16 protein-coding genes and 1 pseudogene are annotated in these 17,882 nt (G+C 52.6%); 13 read left to right on the top strand and 4 right to left on the bottom strand.

Annotated elements, in window-relative coordinates; all coding sequences use genetic code 11:
- Window positions 1–80: 80 nt before the first annotated feature.
- Entirely contained in the window at window positions 81–230 is a 150-nt protein-coding gene (locus QJQ48_RS10480) for a hypothetical protein (protein ID WP_346291178.1), read from the top strand.
- Window positions 231–316: 86 nt separating this feature from the next.
- Here QJQ48_RS10480 and QJQ48_RS10475 read toward each other — a convergent pair whose 3' ends face one another.
- Both QJQ48_RS10475 and QJQ48_RS10470 read right to left on the bottom strand, forming a co-directional pair.
- Window positions 317–781 (bottom strand): cupin domain-containing protein, encoded by a 465-nt coding sequence (locus tag QJQ48_RS10475; RefSeq protein ID WP_346291350.1) that lies wholly within the window; start codon window positions 779–781, stop codon window positions 317–319.
- A 575-nt stretch (window positions 782–1,356) separates the two neighbouring features.
- Window positions 1,357–1,521 (bottom strand): hypothetical protein, encoded by a 165-nt coding sequence (locus tag QJQ48_RS10470; RefSeq protein ID WP_346291177.1) that lies wholly within the window; start codon window positions 1,519–1,521, stop codon window positions 1,357–1,359.
- 708 nt (window positions 1,522–2,229) lie between these two features.
- Between QJQ48_RS10470 and QJQ48_RS10465 the strand changes: the two genes are divergently transcribed.
- From QJQ48_RS10465 to QJQ48_RS10415, 11 genes and pseudogenes are all read left to right on the top strand, one after another.
- Window positions 2,230–3,540 carry an aminopeptidase P family protein gene (locus QJQ48_RS10465; RefSeq protein WP_346291176.1) on the top strand — a complete coding sequence of 437 codons (1,311 nt, stop codon included), beginning with the start codon at window positions 2,230–2,232 and terminating at the stop codon, window positions 3,538–3,540.
- A gap of 366 nt (window positions 3,541–3,906) precedes the next feature.
- Window positions 3,907–4,089, top strand: coding sequence for a hypothetical protein (locus QJQ48_RS10460; protein ID WP_346291175.1), 183 nt, complete (start codon window positions 3,907–3,909; stop codon window positions 4,087–4,089).
- Window positions 4,090–4,276: 187 nt separating this feature from the next.
- Window positions 4,277–6,826: an EAL domain-containing protein gene (locus tag QJQ48_RS10455; protein ID WP_346291174.1), complete on the top strand. Its 2,550-nt coding sequence runs from the start codon at window positions 4,277–4,279 to the stop codon at window positions 6,824–6,826.
- Window positions 6,804–6,971 (top strand): hypothetical protein, encoded by a 168-nt coding sequence (locus QJQ48_RS10450; protein WP_346291173.1) that lies wholly within the window; start codon window positions 6,804–6,806, stop codon window positions 6,969–6,971. The genes QJQ48_RS10455 and QJQ48_RS10450 overlap by 23 nt, the downstream gene beginning before the upstream one ends.
- A 71-nt stretch (window positions 6,972–7,042) precedes the next feature.
- Window positions 7,043–8,938 carry a protein kinase domain-containing protein gene (locus QJQ48_RS10445; RefSeq protein ID WP_346291172.1) on the top strand — a complete coding sequence of 632 codons (1,896 nt, stop codon included), beginning with the start codon at window positions 7,043–7,045 and terminating at the stop codon, window positions 8,936–8,938.
- 64 nt (window positions 8,939–9,002) lie between these two features.
- Window positions 9,003–9,689: a dethiobiotin synthase gene (bioD, locus tag QJQ48_RS10440; protein ID WP_346291171.1), complete on the top strand. Its 687-nt coding sequence runs from the start codon at window positions 9,003–9,005 to the stop codon at window positions 9,687–9,689.
- Between the two features lie 327 nt (window positions 9,690–10,016).
- Window positions 10,017–11,231 (top strand): M20 metallopeptidase family protein, encoded by a 1,215-nt coding sequence (locus QJQ48_RS10435; RefSeq protein ID WP_346291170.1) that lies wholly within the window; start codon window positions 10,017–10,019, stop codon window positions 11,229–11,231.
- A gap of 98 nt (window positions 11,232–11,329) precedes the next feature.
- The gene (locus QJQ48_RS10430) at window positions 11,330–11,920 is read left to right on the top strand and encodes a hypothetical protein (RefSeq protein WP_346291169.1); all 591 of its coding nucleotides are present in this window, start codon (window positions 11,330–11,332) and stop codon (window positions 11,918–11,920) included.
- Window positions 11,921–11,971: 51 nt separating this feature from the next.
- Entirely contained in the window at window positions 11,972–12,580 is a 609-nt protein-coding gene (locus tag QJQ48_RS10425) for a DUF3318 domain-containing protein (RefSeq protein WP_346291168.1), read from the top strand.
- A gap of 60 nt (window positions 12,581–12,640) precedes the next feature.
- Window positions 12,641–12,862, top strand: coding sequence for a hypothetical protein (locus tag QJQ48_RS10420; protein WP_346291167.1), 222 nt, complete (start codon window positions 12,641–12,643; stop codon window positions 12,860–12,862).
- A 147-nt stretch (window positions 12,863–13,009) separates the two neighbouring features.
- Window positions 13,010–13,432, top strand: a pseudogene (locus QJQ48_RS10415) (aspartyl/asparaginyl beta-hydroxylase domain-containing protein); the annotation flags it as partial.
- Between the two features lie 16 nt (window positions 13,433–13,448).
- Here QJQ48_RS10415 and QJQ48_RS10410 read toward each other — a convergent pair.
- Entirely contained in the window at window positions 13,449–15,920 is a 2,472-nt protein-coding gene (locus QJQ48_RS10410) for an alpha/beta hydrolase family protein (RefSeq protein ID WP_346291166.1), read from the bottom strand.
- A gap of 174 nt (window positions 15,921–16,094) precedes the next feature.
- Here QJQ48_RS10410 and QJQ48_RS10405 point away from each other — a divergent pair, with 174 nt between their 5' ends.
- Complete coding sequence (locus QJQ48_RS10405; protein ID WP_346291165.1) at window positions 16,095–17,159, top strand: Fe(3+) ABC transporter substrate-binding protein; 1,065 nt, start codon at window positions 16,095–16,097, stop codon at window positions 17,157–17,159.
- A gap of 13 nt (window positions 17,160–17,172) precedes the next feature.
- On the opposite strand, the gene QJQ48_RS10400 is transcribed toward QJQ48_RS10405, so the two are convergent.
- The gene (locus tag QJQ48_RS10400) at window positions 17,173–17,628 is read right to left on the bottom strand and encodes a Fur family transcriptional regulator (RefSeq protein ID WP_346291164.1); all 456 of its coding nucleotides are present in this window, start codon (window positions 17,626–17,628) and stop codon (window positions 17,173–17,175) included.
- Between the last annotated feature and the right edge of the window lie 254 nt (window positions 17,629–17,882).

Below are 17,882 nucleotides of genomic sequence, written 5' to 3'. Positions count from 1 at the left end.
AAATTTTCAACTGTATCCTACACAGCTTGGCAAATCTAAAGAAAACATTAAAATATATAGAGAAGTTTAGGGAAAGCTTTATGAATGTGCAGTCGTCTCGCACAGTTGAACAGATTTTTGCCCAAGGCGGCATTTTGATTCACAGCTTGCCCAAGGAGAAAAAGGAAGCACTGCTAGTGCGTCTACAGGCAATTTTGCAGAAGCGCAGTTCTAGCCCTTGCAGCTTCTAACCTTAAGCAAGGCCAAGATAGCTAGGCCAAACAGCTATCGACCCTTTAAGCCTTACGCAGCGCCAGTGATATTGAGACGAGAAGCTTCATTCAAAACTATCTGGTTTAGCAGCTATCCATTGCTCATCCTCAATTTGCACAATCATCAGCATGGCGGGCTGCTCACCAAGCGTACCTGAAAGATGTCCCTTCTGCCCCGCTTCATTGGCTTTGGTATTTTGGTCAGCCCCAAAGGATATATCTCCTGGCCCCATTTCAACCCGTACCCCGTCCATCGTCTCAACGAACCAGCGACCAGATAGGGGAATAATCCACTGGGGTTGGGGATTTTCATGCCATTCACCTACCCAGCCGACAGGCAGTTCAGCAAACATAATTTGAGTGGCTGCCTGCATCAGCCGGTTATTCCACTGGGGCGCGGCGTCACCACCCATACTTTCTGACTCAAAATTTGTCAGCTCACAGCAGGTTTGATGACTAACCCCTGCTGCATCTGTCCAAACATGCCAATAGCTTAAAGCTGGCTTCTCCTGAGACGACTCCTCTGTCATTGCGTTTCCTAACGTGTTGAGCGCGATCGCCGCTAAAGGCAGACTTAACAGCGATCGCCTAGAAATTTCAATGTTGTCCAACTGAAGACCGGCTGAAAGTCATCTGTTTCGTTAAATAGCAGTTTGTCCGTTCAGCTAGGCGGCTGTCATCTATCCTGGGACAGCCTTCACCTAGCGTCGCTCAGGCAAAGCGGACTCGAAATTTACGCCTTGACTAGTTGAGGGGTCCGCAAATAATCAAGCTGCCGCAACTCTTATATTTCAGCAACTTCAGCGGCTATTTAAAATCTAATGGCCTAAAAATGGACTAAATTTTCACCCGGTTTTTAGCTTGGCTGGCAGGCAACTTTTAGTCTTCGAGCTTAGTATAACCACTGTTTCTCGACGGCGATCGCTCGATTTTTCTCTTTCTTCTGCGCCACCGCAAGCTTAGAGCCAACGTCTTAATTCAAGTCTTGCACTTTTGTCATAAGACCAATTTCAAGGCAAATAAGTCTTAGATTGAGACGAAGCAAACAAAAAAACCCCCAGCTCAAGGCTGGAAGGCTGCATAGTCAATCAGGGAAGCGAGTGGATCATCCAGGCAGGTTGCGATCTAAAACCTGTATTTTTTCGGTAGGCAAGCTGGAGCTTTCATCTCCTGGCAGAAGCCGCAAATTATTTTCTAAAAGCGTCGCTGTGTAACCCAAGAACAAGCTGACGACCAGAGCGGCTAGAGGGGCTTGGAACAATGATTTCATAGACTTGCTACAGATAATGGACAGTTAGACAACCAAACAAAATCGCAATCTATCTTTGGATAGACTTCCCAGCTTTGACAAGATACGACACTTCCCTCAGCGTTTTCGCTAAAAAATTGACAGTATTGCCCCACTCTTTATGCAGCTATCCGTTCGGTTAAGATTACAAAATCTTTGCCCAATCTGAGATTCAGCTGTATTTTTAGTAGACTCAAAATAAGCTGATGAGTCTCAAAAAGAGAAATAAAGCTTAGCTACTGTGTCAGCTCATTAAAAATGATTTGGGCTGGGCTGACTCTGGCTGGCTCCAAACCTGTAGGGCTACAAACGCTCATAGCGATAATCTATTCTTCGTCAGTTCAAGTACGAGGCATAGGCACCTGAGTACGGTTTTGTGCTTGGTACTGAACTGACACGTCTAAAACAGTGCCAATTCTTAAAGGGCTGAAACTCGGATGTCCGGCACGTTACGCTAGCGCTTTTCTTTTATGCTTCGGGCTATACAGCATCCTATTTGATGCCTTACTTGAGCTGTGTCGTGACTGTACCTTCTATCAAAAGTTTGTCTCAACGCGAGACTTACAGATTTTTGCTTGAGTCCAACTGCAAGATAGATAAGACTCTTTTTGCTAAAAAGACTTGAGCCGCCTGTCTGGCATAGGGAAACGCTTTAGGATAAAAACATCCGTAGCCTCACCAGTTTCAGCCATGCAAACTTCAACGGTTTCCTCCCTAGCCACCGCTCTGCGCCAGCGATGGCAGCGGCTCGCCCAGCAAATTTCTGCTCCAGTACTGATACACTCAGGCCAGCCTCAAGCCCGCAACTTTCCGGCCAATACCTATCCTTTCCGGGCCAGTAGCCACTTCCTGTATTTTGCCGGACTGCCTCTGCCGCACGCCGCCATCTGCTTAGAAAACGGCAAGCTGACTTTATTTATTGACGAAGCCTCGCCTGAGTCAGCCCTGTGGCATGGTCCGACGCCGACGCGCGAGGCGATCGCCCAGGAAATCGGGGCTGATGCGGCCTATCCCCTCAGCGAACTGACCCAGCGGACAGGATCAGCCAATCAGTTAGCTGCCCCCACCGAAAATCCTGAACTGGCCGCCGCCATTGTGCAGTTGCGGCTGATTCACGATCACTGGGCGATCGCAGAGATGCGCCAAGCAGCAGCCGTCAGCGTCAAGGCTCACCAGGCCGGGATGGCAGCTACCCCTACTGCTAAGACGGAAGCAGAAGTTAGGGCAGCGATAGAGCAGGTTATTATGGCTCATCAAATGACCTGTGCCTACAACAGCATTGTCACCACTCACGGCCAAGTTTTGCACAATGAACAATACCACCACGTTTTAGAGGCAGGTGATTTGTTGCTGGCAGATGTAGGCGCTGAAGCTGCCTCTGGCTGGGCCTCAGATATTACCCGCACCTGGCCTGTATCGGGTAAGTTTTCTGCCACACAGCGCGACATCTATGACATTGTCCTAGCCGCTCACGATGCCTGTATTGCCCAAGCTCAGCCAGGTGTAGAATATCGCCATCTGCACCTGATCGCCTGCTACCGCATTGCTGAAGGACTCGTCGATCTAGGCATTCTGCGGGGACAGCCAGAGTCGCTGGTAGAGCAGGATGCCCATGCGCTGTTTTTTCCGCATGGAGTCGGCCATCTCATCGGCCTTGACGTTCATGATATGGAAGACTTGGGCGATTTAGCGGGCTATGCGCCGGGACGACAGCGCAGCGATCGCTTTGGTCTTTGTTTCCTGCGACTCGATCGGCCTTTGCAAGCAGGCATGGCTGTCACTATTGAGCCGGGCTTCTATCAGGTACCCGACATTCTAAACAGTCCTCAGCGGCGGGCGAAATATCAGTCTGTAATCAACTGGGAGCGCTTAGCCCAGTTTGAGGATGTGCGCGGGATTCGGATTGAAGACGACATTTTGATTACGGCTAACGGCTGCGAGGTACTAACGGCTGATTTACCCACCCAGCCCGCAGTAATCGAGCATTGGGTATCTAAATAGAGTTGAGAGTCGCGAAAATTATTGGTCAATTTCACCATCCCAAACCAATCAGAACCACCATTTCTGAAAGGCTAGGATACGTGAGTCTACAGATATCTGACCAGGTTTTAGCCTGAATTGGGCCAGCGTATCTCGAAATATTGTCAGAATAAGTACTTTTGGGGAAGTAGCGCATTTGCGGCTATCTACGGAAACCTAAAAAGGATTCACTTAGATTTAAAGCTCACATAAATGTCTATGTTTAGACGACATAATCACCCAGCAACCTGTCAAGAATACAATCAGCAGGCGCTTGCAGAAGTGAACAGATAGCTCACGGCAGGCTTCATCGCTCAGGTATTAATCGTCATCACCACTAGACTTCCTATGAAAAGCTTATTAGTGAAATCTTTGATTCTGCCCCGAGGATTAGCAGCAGTCACTGTGGTTTGCCTTTTGAGTCTGACGGCTCTAACTCTGTTTCAGGCTGAAAAAGTCGGAGCCGAAGAGCGCGATGAGTTTCCTGGAAATCGCCAGGGTGGTGGCACTCACCTGGTAGAACCCCAGTAGAACCCCAGAAGGCTATCCGCTAAAGCGCGTATTTTAATAGTCTACTGCTTCTAGAGAGAAGCGCTATCATCCGGATTGTTCTACGATCGCAGGTAAAAGGTAATTATCTTCTCGATGTAGATTTCAGCAAACCCTTAGCAAATTTTCCAAATTTGCAAGGGCTTTGTTTTTTCTGGGATCAAGGTGTATGACATACCGGCTGATTAATCAGAATCTCAACAGGCTAAACCAAGCAGTCACTAGGCGCTTTCAGCCTTGGTTGACCGGCGGCAAGGCAGTGATTGTCGCCAGCTTATTAACGACAACCCTGCTGATTGTCACTAAGCAAATTGGTCTATTTCAGGGACTAGAACTGTTTGCTTATGATCAGATAATTCGATTACAGCCCGAAGCCAAGCCTGATGATCGCATCCTGATTGTCGCCCTGACGGAAAAAGATATTCGCCGCTATGGCTGGCCGCTTTCCGATCGCCTTGTAGCTGAACTACTGCAAAAGCTACAGCAGCATCAGCCCCAGGTTATTGGCCTAGATCTCTATCGCAGTACGCCGCATCCACCGGGACGTCAAGACTTACTGAAGCAGCTAGCCGCTCCCAATCTGGTTGCAATTACCAATGTGGGTACGGCCTCGGAAAGCATTCCACCGCCTGAGACTATGCCCTGGCAGCAGGTGGGATTTAACGATCTAGTTTTAGACCCAGACGGCATCGTGCGTCGCAGCTTACTGTATGTCAGCCATCCCCAAAACCCATACTATGCTTTCGGCCTGCGGGTTGCGATGCAGTATGTTTCTCCCCAGCCAGTTCTGCAAACTTATGAATCTGGGCTGCTCATTAATCGCGTCATGCTGCCTGCTTTATCTAGAGAATCCGGCGGCTATCAAACAGTAGATGCTCGTGGCTATCAGATTTTACTGCGCTATCGCTCAAAAACAGCGCCCGCCCGACAGGTCAGTATTGAACAAATCCTCAGCGATCGCGTACCGCCCAACTGGATTCGCCACAAAGCGGTTTTAATTGGCTCAACTGCTCCTAGCCTCAAGGATCAGTTCTGGACACCCTACGGCACCCAGCAAAGTTCTAAACTCAAGCTATCAGGGGTTGTTATTCACGCTCAGATTGTCAGCCAGCTGCTGGATGTACTGCTACAAGAAACAGCTCTGTACCGTTTCTTGCCTACCTGGAGCGAGAGTCTATGGCTGGGGGGATGGGCCTTGCTGGCAGGCATTATTGGCTGGCTAGCTGAACGTCCTTGGCTGGCAGGGCTAACCTTTGGCGGCTTGTTCATTAGCCTATGGGGCATTGGCTGGCTGAGCCTGTCATATCAGATCTGGCTGCCAATGGCAGAGCCTACTCTAGCCGCGATCGCCGCTGGCAGCCTAGTGGTGATTCAAAAAAAGCTCTATCGCAGTACCCACGATCGACTGACACAGCTTCCTGGCAGAGACGTGTTCATTCATCAGGTGCAAAATGCCTTGCAGGCCAAGCGCGTAGGCTCATCCACGCCTACATTGATGATTGCTTTTTTGAACATCAACCGCTTTAAATTTATCAATCAGAGTCTGGGTTATCGTGTGGGTGATCAGGTATTGCTCAAACTAGTTCAGCGACTGCAACAGGTCTTACCCGTTGATACGCAGCTCGCTCGTATTGGCGGCGATGAGTTTGCCATTTTGTTTCAAAATAGCTCGCTCAAAACGGTTGAAGCCATTCTCAATCAGCTCCAGCAGCATCTCTCAGATCCCTTTTGCCTGCAGCAGCAATCTCTCTTTCTCAGTGCCAGCGTGGGGCTAGCGATCGCTCAGAAAGATAACCGGCATAGCCCTGAAGATTTGCTACGCGATGCCCACACAGCCATGTATCAGGCCAAAGCGCTGAACACTTTTCACTGCCAGGTTTTTGCCACAGGCATGTCAACTGCAGCCCTGAGCCGCCTGCAGCTAGAAAGTGATTTACGCCAAGCGCTAGGGGCTGAGGAATTCCTGGTCTACTATCAGCCCATTGTCTGTCTCAAGACTAGAAAAATTGTTGGATTTGAGGCCCTAGTCCGATGGCAGCGAGCCGATGGCAGCTTTGTCATGCCCAGCGATTTTATTCCCATTGCTGAAGAAACCGACCTGATTGTGCCTTTGGGCCAGTGGATTTTTCAGGCTGCCTGCTATCAGCTACGGGACTGGCAGCAGCAATTTCCCAACTTGGCCTTGAAGCTCAGCGTCAATCTCTCCAGACGGCAACTGCGTCAGCCAGACTTGGCCAGTCAAATTTGCGCTAGCTTACAGGCAGCCGGTGTGGCTGGACAGCGGCTGCGGCTGGAAATTACTGAAAGCATGATGATGGCAGATGATCAAACGGCAACTACGTTAATGTCGCAGCTCAAAAGTCTCGGTCTACAGCTCAGCATCGATGACTTTGGCACAGGATACTCATCCTTAAGCCAGCTCTATAGATTTCCGGCAGATATTCTCAAAATTGATAAGTCCTTTGTTGAGCAAATAGAGCAAAGCGCTCAAAAACAGGAAATTACGCATACCATCATTGCTCTAGGCCATAAGCTAAACATGGAAATTGTGGCGGAAGGGATTGAAACGGAATATCAGCACGGCGTCTTAGCGCAAGCGGGCTGTCAGTATGGTCAGGGCTACTTGTTTTCTCCTCCCCTAGCGAGCACCGCCGCCACCCAGCTTTTAACGCAGCAGGTCCAGGCTACCCTGGCCAATGCCGACAATTTACAGCGCTGAGGCGGGCGATCGCCCGCCTTGGGAACTGTCCATGCTCGCAGCGGTTTCTCGCTCAGCCAACAACCCAAAGGCTGCTGAGGGTACCTTTCTGTCTCTAGGCTGCAGCGAGTACGGCGCCTCCATCATCTTTGAAAACTTGCAGTAAACTGAGAAAGCTATCACCTCAGCGGCCATGCTAGACGTGCGGCTGGTTTTGAGGCTAGACCCTATCTCACTATGCAATCTCCTATCCCTGCCGCCACTGTTCTGCAAAACCGTTACCGAGTTGCCCACATGCTGGGGCAAGGTGGCTTTGGTCGCACTTATCTAGCTGAAGATCAGGGACGCTTTAATGAGCGATGCGTCTTAAAAGAGTTTATGCCGCTGCAGGGAGAAGATCATTTTTCTGAAAAAGCAACCCAGCTCTTTCAGCGGGAAGCTCAAATTCTCTACAAGATTCAGCATCCTCAAATTCCCCAGTTTCGCGCCATTTTTGAGCAGGATCAGCGCTTATTTCTGGTACAGGACTATGTGGAAGGAATGACCTACCGCGAACTCCTAGACCAGCGACGGCTACAGCAGCAGTCCTTTTCAGAGGCTGAGGTGCGGCAGTTCTTGCATCAGATGCTGCCAGTGCTGGCTCATATTCATGCCCAGGGCATTATTCACCGGGATATCAGCCCTGACAATATTATTCTGCGCAACAGCGATCGCCTGCCTGTCCTGATTGACTTTGGCGTCGTTAAAGAAGTCGTGACTCGGATCCAGGTGCCGGAAGTCGTGAGTCAGGCCACGACGGTGGGTAAGCGAGGCTATGCCCCCAGCGAGCAGATGCAAACCGGGCGCGCCTATCCCAGCAGCGACCTTTACTCGCTGGCGGTCACAGCAATTGTGCTGCTGACTGGCAAAGAACCCCAAATGCTGTTTGACGATGTGAACTTAACCTGGGTTTGGCCTCAGTATGTCACAGTCAGCCCAGGACTGGCGCAGGTACTCAATCGCGCCCTCAGCTATCGTCCGGGCGATCGCTATCAGTCTGTCAACGAGATGGCACAGGCGCTGGGAGAATCGGTTACGACGGCAACCCGTCCGGCTAGCCCGCCGCCACCCTCTGCCCCTGAAGTTTCCCGGATGAAAACGGTTGCCGTCAGTCCACGCTACCAGGCAACCCAGGCTCACACTGCTGCCCGTACCTCGCCCGCCCGCCCCACTACCCAGTCGGCCCCATCAACATCAGAATCAGACTCACTGTGGGAAAATCCTTGGGCTGTCAGCGCCATCGGCTTAGGTTTAGCCTTGGCAGCAGCGCTGGGCGGCTGGGCTGTCGTTCAGGCTATCAACAGCGATGATACGGCGGCCCCGCCTGCTGTAGAAAGCCCAGATATTACGCTTAATCCGACTCCAACTGAACCCACGGAACCAGCACCCAATCGCCCCGTGGAGTATAGTCAAGCGTTCAGTCTGTCTGCCGGTGAGAGCCAAACGGTTGAAGGGAGTCTGCGCGCTGGTGAAACGGTTAACTATCGCTTTCAGGCAGAACGGGGCCAGTCCTTGACTGCCACTTTAGAGGGGGAAGGGGTATTACTCAGTGTCTTAGCGCCCAATCAGCAGCCCGTAGAGGCGGCTGCGAGACGAACCTTGAGCTGGCAGGGAGAATTGCAGTTCAACGGTGAATATACGATTCAGTTGCGTACGATACAGGGACTTGATGAAAGCGACTATCGGCTAGCGGTGAGCCTGGCAGTGGATGAACCAGAGCCAGAACCGGAACCAGAGCCGGAACCGGAACCGGAGCCGGAACCAGAGGAGCCAGCAACCCAGCCGGAGATTCTGCAGCAGCGCGTTCAGTTTCCGACTGGAGAAACGGGCGTCCGGGTCGCCAATGATGTTGGTCAGGGCCGCGTTCGTCGCTACATTGTCAATGCCCAGCAGGGGCAGGTACTATCGGCCAAGTTGGTCAACGCCAGCGGCCCGGCAACGTTGAACATTCGCCTGCCCAGCGGCGACATCATTGAGAATGGGTCTGGTTTGCTGTCCTGGAGCGAAGAATTGCCTGTTGGCGGCGATTACTTTGTTGATGTGGTATCGGCGGCCCCGGCTGAGTTTACCTTAGATCTACAGGTGACTAACTAAATTTAACGGTGCCATAGCGCCAGTCTTTGCTCTTACCAATAATTTGCACCGCTAGATTGAGATGTTGAATGCCTTGCTTATTGCTGGAACCGATACCGATGCGGGTAAAACTGTTGTCACGACGGCCTTAGCAGCTTACTGGCAACAGTATTATGGTTCTCGTTCCCTCGGTTTACTCAAACCTGTCCAGTCAGGTCAAGGCGATCGCGAGCTCTATCAGCAGCTTTTTCAGCTAGATCAGACCCTAGAGCAAATTAATCCAGCCTATTTCTCTGCTCCCCTGGCCCCCCCGCTGGCGGCTGAACGCGAAGGCAGTCGGGTTGACCTCAAGCCAGTTTGGCAGACCCTAAGGGAGTTAGAGCGATCGCGCGACTGGGTTCTGGTAGAAGCCTTGGGCGGGCTAGGCTCCCCCGTCACCGAGGAGCTAATAGTCGCAGATCTAGCAGCTCAGTGGCGGCTGCCGACGGTGTTGGTCGTGCCCGTACGCTTGGGGGCGATCGCCCAGGCGGTTGCTAACGTGGCTTTGGCCCGGCAGCATCAGGTCGCGCTCAAGGGCATCATTCTCAACTGCGCCCAACCGCGATCGCCCGCAGAAATTGCTGACTGGGCACCACAAACCCTGATTGAATCGCTGACTCAAACGCCGATACTAGGGGTTATACCCCATCTTGCCGAGACGACTGATCTCCCCAGCTTATCTAAAGCCGCCTCTCAGCTCATACTAGACGGCTTGCTGCCAGCGATAGCTTAACGCTAGTCATACTTGTGTAATCTTTTGCGGCAAAAGGGCTGAGATCACAACCGATCAAAAAACTTATCGCCATAATGTAATGAAAGGGTCCGGATTTTCAGTAGAGTCATTGAAAATACTGAAATGTCCTCAAATGGCGACAGGCTGACGAACTCCCGAAGCCAGCTAAAGTTTCATCCCTTAGGTTCTGTTTCCCTTGTCTTGTAAATAAGAAGCTAGTGCTTAGGAGCGTTTTGCCTGCTAGGACATGCTGACGATCGCTGCTTAGCTTTAAGCTTGAGCACTATTTAGCAAATTTCTCATTCATAGACTTGATTTGTTAACCCAATGATTTCCACAATCCCGTCTACCAGCGCCGACTTAGCTAGCATTCGTTTACAAATTCGCTCCCTCCAGCCCCAGCTAGTGGCTTGGCGAAGACGGCTACACCAATATCCTGAACTGGGATTTCAAGAGCATCAAACGGCTCAACTAATTACCAAAAAGCTGACAGAATGGGGCATTGAACATCAAACTGGCGTAGCGGAAACCGGCATCGTCGCTACGATCACCAGCGATCGCCCCGGCCCAGTCCTAGCTATTCGTGCCGATATGGATGCGCTGCCCATTCAAGAGCTGAACGAGGTGCCCTACTGCTCTCAAAATGACGGGCGGATGCACGCCTGCGGCCATGATGGACACGTGGCGATCGCCCTGGGAACCGCTTTTTACTTAGCGCAAAACCGTGATTGTTTCGCAGGCACCGTCAAAATCATCTTTCAACCAGCAGAAGAAGGGCCGGGTGGGGCCAAACCGATGATCGAGGCCGGAGTGCTGCAACAGCCCAAGGTAGATGCCATTATCGGGCTGCACCTGTGGAACAATCTGCCGGTGGGCACTGTCGGCGTCCGTAATGGCCCGCTGATGGCCGCCACAGAGCTATTTCACTGCACGATTCATGGCAAGGGGGGACACGGCGCAATTCCCCATCAGACGGTTGATTCAGTCGTGGTCGGCTCCCAGGTGGTCAACGCTGTGCAGACAATCGTGTCCCGCAACGTTGACCCGCTGAAAGCGGCTGTCGTTACCATTGGCAAATTTCATGCCGGGACAGCCCTCAACGTCATCGCTGACGAAGCCCGTATGAGCGGTACGGTGCGCTACTTTGACGAGTCTTACACTCATTTCTTTGCCCAACGGCTAGAGCAAATCATCGCCGGGGTGTGTCAAAGCTACGGGGCTCGCTACACCTTTGACTATCGCCCACTCTATCCGCCTGTGATCAATGACGCCGATATTGCTGATTTGGTACGCACCGTGGCTCTCTCAGTAGTAGAAACGCCTACCGGTGTCGTGCCAGAGTGCCGCACGATGGGCGGTGAAGATATGGCTTTCTTCCTGAGGGAGGTGCCGGGCTGTTATTTCTTCTTAGGCGCAGCTAATCCGGCTAAAGATTTGGCCTATCCGCACCATCATCCCCGCTTTGATTTCGACGAAACCGCCTTGGGTATGGGGGTCGAAATGTTTGTCCGCTGCGTAGAGAAATTTTGCACCGCCCGCTAACGTCTTCTCAGGGCGAAGCTGCAAAAAATTCTTAAGGTTGAGTCGCTAGCTGACCTCTGGCTGTAAGCTTTGGATGAGAAAGCGGAGGAGCAATAAACATGAGGCAGAGAATTCTCTGGCTAGCAGGACTGGTATTGTGTGCGCTGGTGGGAGTTTTTTTTGTCAGCGGCGACTGGGCCACTTCACCTCAAGTCTTCTTCAGCTCAGAAGCAGCCGTCGCCCAAGAACAGACTGAACCGGCGACCTCCACTTTCAGCGGCAGCTATGAAGAGCCGCAAGGTCGCTTTCAAATTGGTATCTTGTCTGGCTTTAGCGTCAGTCCTATTGCCGGTTCGGTACTGCTGGAGGCGCCAGATGGTAGCTTGGCCTATTCAGTGACCGTGGTGCCAGCGGGGACTGCTGGAGAAGTCCCTACACTGACTAACGCTGCGCTGGCCCAAATCGTTAGAAATACCTTTGCCAGTGGAGAAGGTTTTCAGCCCACCGGCTTTCAGGCTTTAGAATCAGGCGGTGTCCAGATCCCCTGGGTAGGGCGGCTCACGCTGGGGACGGACACCCAGCCGGTTCAGGGCGTTGTCCTGGCTCGTCAAAATGAGGCTGAGGTATATCTGCTAGCGATCGCCGCTGTAGACGACACCGATCCACAGTCAATTCTCCCCGTCATTGCCGACAGTTTAGCAGTGCTTTAGCCCAGGCTGGCTGCTAGGCTAAGGGGTATCCGCTTTAATCCGTATGAAATCGTGATTAACCCTAATCGTGAAATTTCCCGCCTGCTGGAGCTGATGCCTGCTTCAGGCCGGATGAAGGTACGCCTGAAGGAAAATCCGGCTCAAACCCACGCGATTGAGGCTGATTTTCCCCGTCCCTGGAAGCGAGTTCATATCGTCACGCTCAATTTTGATCTTTGGAGTCAGCTTTCAACGCCTCAGCAAGATATGCTGCTGCTGCACCAGGTTTGCTGGCTGACGCGGGTGCGCCTGCTCAAGTTTGATCTGTATCAGGGCTTGGCCGCTGCCGGGCTGCTGGGCACCGTGTTTGAGGCCGTCCAGTTAGACATGATTGGCTTAGCAATTGGTGGCAGCCTCACTGCCTTTGCCGGTAGCCAGATTTGGCGCAGTAGCCGGGGGCCGAAAGCCGAAATTGAAGCAGACGAGGCGGCGATCGCCGTAGCCCAACGCCGGGGCTATAGCCAGGTAGATGCCGCTCGCTATCTAGCGACCGCAATTGAAACAGTGGCTCAAATTGAAGGCCGTCCTAGTCTTAGCTTTAACGAGCTGCTGCGCTGTCAAAATCTCAGAGCGATCGCAGGACTTTCGGCAACAGGAGTACCAAACTCGGTCAGACAGTAGGCACATAGGCAAAAAACCGCTCTTGTCAGACAATAAAGGCATTGAGTCAGCTTATGAACTATGCCAGAAACACCGTCTAATACGGCCTACGATCCCGCTGTTGCCGGGCCGCCGCCCCGTACCCAATCTGCTAAAACAACCTGGCAAGAGAATTTGGCCCAGGCAGGGGAGTTCGTCAAGTTTGTCTGGAAAATGTCGAGTCGCATCCGCAGCCCTAAAAATCGCATCCGGTTTGTGATCGGACTGATTCTCTGGAAGCCGATTTTGCCCAGAGACGAATAAACTTCACCATACCCTAGGGTCAGAGTAGGGGTAACAGACATCTATTTACATAATTGCTATTTGCCTTAAAGTCCTTCTCTAACCGCTTATCTGCCAGGCCGCTACAGGCCTCAGACAAATAACCTCATCAGCCTTATAGAAAGAACAATGTATTGCGACCCCTATCAGTTTGACTTCGTTCAAACCTTGGAAGCCAACTGGCTAAAAATCAGGCAAGAGCTGTCGCAGCTCAGCAGCAGCGATTTTCTCACCTATCCTGAGAAATATCTGCTAGACAAAAAAACGGGTTGGGATATCTATGGCATTCACTTCTTAGGCGTCCGCATCGATCTCAACTGTGAACAGTGCCCTGAAACCGCCAAGCTGGTGCAGGCTATCCCCGGCATCATCACTGCTGGCTTTTCTCGCTTGGCTGCTGGCGCCCACATCATTCCCCATGCAGGCAAGCCCGTCGGCGTTTTGCGCTGTCATCTGGGACTAGACGTGCCAGAAAAATGTGGCCTGCGCGTCGGCTCTGAGATCAAGCCCTGGCAGGAAGGTAAATGCCTGGTTTTTGATGACACCTCAGAACACGAAGCCTGGAATCTTAGCGATCGCCACCGGGATGTGATGCTGCTCGACTTTCGCGTGCCGGCGGGGCAGAAACCGGAGGACTATTATTTCCCTTCACATACCGATCCAGCCACTGTGTCATCTCCCACAACACATGGCTGACCGCCTCACGGGACTCGTAGCCGTGTCCCTCAAACGGCAGCTCTACCCAGCGAACAGTACCCCCAAGCCCTTGTAATGCTTCGTAGAGTCGCTCACTTTGCAAGGGATAGGTGCCTACGTTGGGGTCTTCCGCGCCGTGAATCAGCAGCAGCGGCTCGTTAATTTGATGGGCATAGGTAAAAGGAGAAAGCTGGCTGTAAATTTCGGGGGCCTGCCAGAAATTTCGCTGTTCGCCCTGAAAGCCGAAGGGAGTGAGGCTGCGGTTATAGGCACCGCTGTTGGCGATACCAGCCTGAAACAGGTCCGTATGGGCTAACAAATTAGCAGCGGTAAAAGCGCCATAGGAATGCCCGCCAATTGCTACCTGATTGGCGCGGCTAACCCCTCGTTCGACTAGGTAGTCTACCGCTGCTTGAGCGCCCAGCTTCAGCTGTTCCAGATAGGTGTCGTTAGGTTCCGCCTCGCCTTCGCCAATAATCGGCAGCGTCGGCCCCATCAAAATGGCGTAGCCCTGGGTCAGCAAGAAGAGCGGCGAATGGCCCCAGGGGCGGCTAAAGGCATTCTCAGCCGTGGTTACCTGAGCGGCGGCTTCTCGGCTTTTATATTCCTGGGGGTACACCCACAGCAGCGTTGGCAGGGGGCCGTCTTGATTGGGGTCATAGCCCGGAGGCAAGTAAAGCGTCGCTGACAGGGTGACGCCATCGGCCCGCTGATAGCGCACCACCTCGCGGGTAATGCCGGCAAACCAGGGCATGGGGTCGGTAAAGTCGGTCAGGGACACCACTTCATCAGTGACTACATTTCGCAACAGATAGTTGGGAGCCTGCAGCGGTGACTGCTGACGAGTAATAATCTGCTCAGCCTGATTGTCTAACAGCCGCACCACCTGTTCGTAGTGGGGGTTCTCAGCCTGCCAGAGCCGCGTTTTTTCGCCGCTGGGTAAATGCCAGCGATCTAGAAAAGGATAAACCCCTGCCGCAGAAGCCCCGCGCCCGCTGAGATAGAGACTTTCCCGATCGGGAGTCAGCAGTAATACCTGCCGCTGATACGGCCCCGGTGCCGTTACTGGCTGACCAGGAGCACTGTAGCGGTCTTGATAGTCGCGATCGCTCAGCAGCCTGGCCTCATCAGGATTAGCTGGATTGAGCTGCCAAGTGCGCAGCCGCCGGGTGTCGTACCAGTACTCGTAGCCCAGGGCGATCGCCTCATTGCCCCAAACAATTCGGTTATAGCGCAGCTCGGTTTGCCAAACCAGCTGCGGCTCAGCCGTGAAGGGCGCATCCAGTTGGGAAACCGCATCACGCCAGGGCACAGGTTTGCTAGCATCTCCCCCGTCTAGGGCCTCTACCCAGTACAGCGTCGCTGGCCGATCGGGTCGCCAGCGAATCGATCGCCGCCCCTGCCTGACAGAATTAAACGTAATCGGAATATCATCGGCTAGGGGCAGGTCGGCGACGGTAAAAACTGCTTCTCCCGCCCGGTTGAGCACGACCACTCGCTTAGGAAAAAGGCTAGCAGGCACCTGATAGGAAAAAGGCCGCTGGGTCACCCTCAACAAAATCCACTGGCTATCAGGGGAGGGGGTCGCCGAATCAATCAGCAGCGGTGGGGTAAGGGGCTGGCGATCGCCCGTCAGGCTGATATGCTCTAGCACTGAAGTCAGGTAGTATTCGTAAAGCGCTTCATCATGGGCATTGCGCAGCAGATTGGTATAGGTGCGATTCGGCGCTTCCCGACCTAAGTTTTCTTCGACTCTAGGGCCAGCCGGAATCAAAGGCGCGGCAGGCGGCGCTGGCTGCTGAGAGGGCACCGTTTTGCACAGCAGCCCCTCACTCTCTGACAGCCACTTACAGGGATTGCCGTAGGTGCCGTTGAGCACCGGCGGTGTAAGCTGCCGCGCTTCAGCCGTTGCCAAGTTAAGGACCCACAGAGCCAAGCCAGTTGGCTGCAACTCGGTGAAAGCTAGATATTGCCCCTGGGGCGACCAGCGAAAATTATTGATTTGAATACCGTCAGGCAGTTCCACCTGGCGAGTCTCTCCAGTAGCGATCGCCTGAATTTCAATTCCGCGAAAAGTGTAGTCCTGGGCTGGGCCGTGCGTAGCCGGATCAAGCTGTAAACCCGCTACCTGCACCCGTGGCTGAGCCAATTCGGCGATCGCGGGCAGCGGCGGTCGGGCCAGCTTCACCAGCCACTGCTGATCAGGCGAAATTTGGGTGGCGGGAATCCAGGTTGTCTCTAGCAGCGTATTGATCGGTTCCGGGGCATCTTGCCAAACGGTTTGGGCGATCGCTGAAGCGGTCATGCTGGATAAGGTCAAGGCAATTCCGAGTAGGGTAGACAACGAGCCAAGTCTAATGGGACGGGGCGTTCTCATTTTGGCCGAGGATAGGGGCGACTAAGCAAAGATAATTCTCTTATAGCAAAGTAACTGAACTGATTTAGTTCACAAATCTCTGACTTAATACGAATGATTTGCATTAAAATACTGACATCAATTTAGTCATGCTTAAGCAAAATGAGGATTAAACGACGTAGTCTCATCGCGATCGCCGCTAGTGTCACCCTGTTTACCGCGATCGGTTGTAGCAACGAGTCTCAACAAGCTCAGGACGGTAGTGGGGCAGAAGAAGAGGTCGTCAATGTCTATTCCGCCCGTCACTACGATATCGATGATGAACTATACGACAGCTTTACCGAGCAAACCGGCATTGAAGTAAACGTCATTGAGGGCGATTCCGACGAACTGCTAGAGCGGATTCAGAACGAAGGTGAGAATAGCCCTGCCGATGTGTTCATTACTGTAGACGCCGGACGGCTTTGGCGAGCCGAGGAAGCGGGAATTTTCCAGCCCGCAGAGTCTTCTGTCTTAGAAGAAGAGATTCCGACTAATCTACAGCATCCTGACAATCTCTGGTTTGGCCTCACCAAGCGCGCCCGCGTGCTGGTCTACAACACCGATAACGTAGATCCGGCTGAACTCTCGACCTATGAAGCCCTAGCTGAGCCTGAATGGGAAGACCGGGTCTGTGTCCGCAGCTCCAGCAATATCTACAACCAGTCCCTGGTCGGCTCGATTATTGAAACTGACGGCGAAGCCGCTGCTGAGGAATGGGCCAAGGGGCTAGTCAATAACTTTGCCCGCGAACCTGAAGGGGGTGATACCGACCAGATTAAGGCCGTTGCCGCAGGCCAGTGCGATGTGGCAATTGTCAATCACTACTACTGGGCCAGAATGGCCAAGTCTGATAGCGCTGAAGATCAGGAAATTATAGAAAACACGGCGATTTTCTTTCCTAACCAGGAAGGCCGAGGCACTCACGTCAATATCAGCGGGGCTGGGGTTGTAGCAACTGCGCCCCACCCTGAAAACGCAGTAACCTTCCTAGAATTTCTGGTCAGCCCTGAAGCCCAAGCCGTTTTTGCCCAAGGCAACAACGAGTATCCGGTGGTCACAGGGGTAGATATTGATCCAATCGTGGCTGAACTGGGCGAGTTTAAGGTTGACGAGGTCAACGTCTCTGCCTATGGTCGCAACAACCCAGAAGTGATTAAAATCGTCGATCGCGCTGGTTGGAAGTAGGGCCCTGTAAAAGTTACAGAGGCACGACCGATCGCTGACAGGCCGGACAGACCGCATGAATCAGAAGCTGGCAGTCTAGCAGATGATAGCCAGACTTTTCAGCGGTTTTAGCGCCGGCCTTCAGCACAGAATCGTTCTTAAACTCAATTGTCTTGTTGCAACGCACGCAGATCAGATGGTGATGGTGATGCGGTGCAGGCTGATTGATTTCGTAGCGTTTTTGCCCCTCAGCTAGCTCTAGCTCCCGCAAGATTCCCATACGAGCCATTAGCTTCAAGTTTCGATAAATCGTGGAGAGGCTAATGGCTTCCCCTTCTTCCTTGAGCAAATCGCACAGCTCCTCGGCGCTGAGATGATTGCCCTTTGCTAAATTTTGAAACGTGGTTAGGATGGTTTCTCGCTGGGGAGTCATGCGCCAGCCGCGTTCATTCAGCTCGGCCTTGAGTGCGGTCGCAGAGTAGGCAGCCATCGCCTTGTCCCCTTCTTAACAAATGTCAATAAAAACCCTTATTGAGAATAATAGCGAATGTTCAGCTTATTTGCAACAAATCGCGCTTATTGAGAATAATAGTTAAGAAGGCTGGAAGTGAGGAGGTAGGGAGTCTGGTAAGAGGTGGGTGAGCAAAGATGGGGGAGTTGGGGAAGATGGGGTGAAATATAGTTAAAAACCAGCGGTGTGTGGCAGAGGCGTTTCACAACGGGCTATAACTGAGGCAAAGCTTT

Source organism: Sphaerothrix gracilis Ecp01 (assembly GCF_030405905.1).
Lineage (GTDB): Bacteria > Cyanobacteriota > Cyanobacteriia > Phormidesmidales > Phormidesmidaceae > Sphaerothrix > Sphaerothrix gracilis.
This window is presented reverse-complemented; position numbering and strand designations above follow the sequence as displayed.

Coding starts and splice junctions, on each gene's coding strand:
- QJQ48_RS10475 (WP_346291350.1), bottom strand. CDS start 781: ATGACAGAGGAGTCGTCTCAGGAGAAGCCAGCTTTAAGCTATTGGCAT.
- QJQ48_RS10455 (WP_346291174.1), top strand. CDS start 4,277: ATGACATACCGGCTGATTAATCAGAATCTCAACAGGCTAAACCAAGCA.
- QJQ48_RS10435 (WP_346291170.1), top strand. CDS start 10,017: ATGATTTCCACAATCCCGTCTACCAGCGCCGACTTAGCTAGCATTCGT.
- QJQ48_RS10480 (WP_346291178.1), top strand. CDS start 81: ATGAATGTGCAGTCGTCTCGCACAGTTGAACAGATTTTTGCCCAAGGC.
- QJQ48_RS10400 (WP_346291164.1), bottom strand. CDS start 17,628: ATGGCTGCCTACTCTGCGACCGCACTCAAGGCCGAGCTGAATGAACGC.
- QJQ48_RS10420 (WP_346291167.1), top strand. CDS start 12,641: ATGCCAGAAACACCGTCTAATACGGCCTACGATCCCGCTGTTGCCGGG.
- QJQ48_RS10470 (WP_346291177.1), bottom strand. CDS start 1,521: ATGAAATCATTGTTCCAAGCCCCTCTAGCCGCTCTGGTCGTCAGCTTG.
- QJQ48_RS10465 (WP_346291176.1), top strand. CDS start 2,230: ATGCAAACTTCAACGGTTTCCTCCCTAGCCACCGCTCTGCGCCAGCGA.
- QJQ48_RS10405 (WP_346291165.1), top strand. CDS start 16,095: ATGAGGATTAAACGACGTAGTCTCATCGCGATCGCCGCTAGTGTCACC.
- QJQ48_RS10450 (WP_346291173.1), top strand. CDS start 6,804: ATGCCGACAATTTACAGCGCTGAGGCGGGCGATCGCCCGCCTTGGGAA.
- QJQ48_RS10430 (WP_346291169.1), top strand. CDS start 11,330: ATGAGGCAGAGAATTCTCTGGCTAGCAGGACTGGTATTGTGTGCGCTG.
- QJQ48_RS10460 (WP_346291175.1), top strand. CDS start 3,907: ATGAAAAGCTTATTAGTGAAATCTTTGATTCTGCCCCGAGGATTAGCA.
- QJQ48_RS10445 (WP_346291172.1), top strand. CDS start 7,043: ATGCAATCTCCTATCCCTGCCGCCACTGTTCTGCAAAACCGTTACCGA.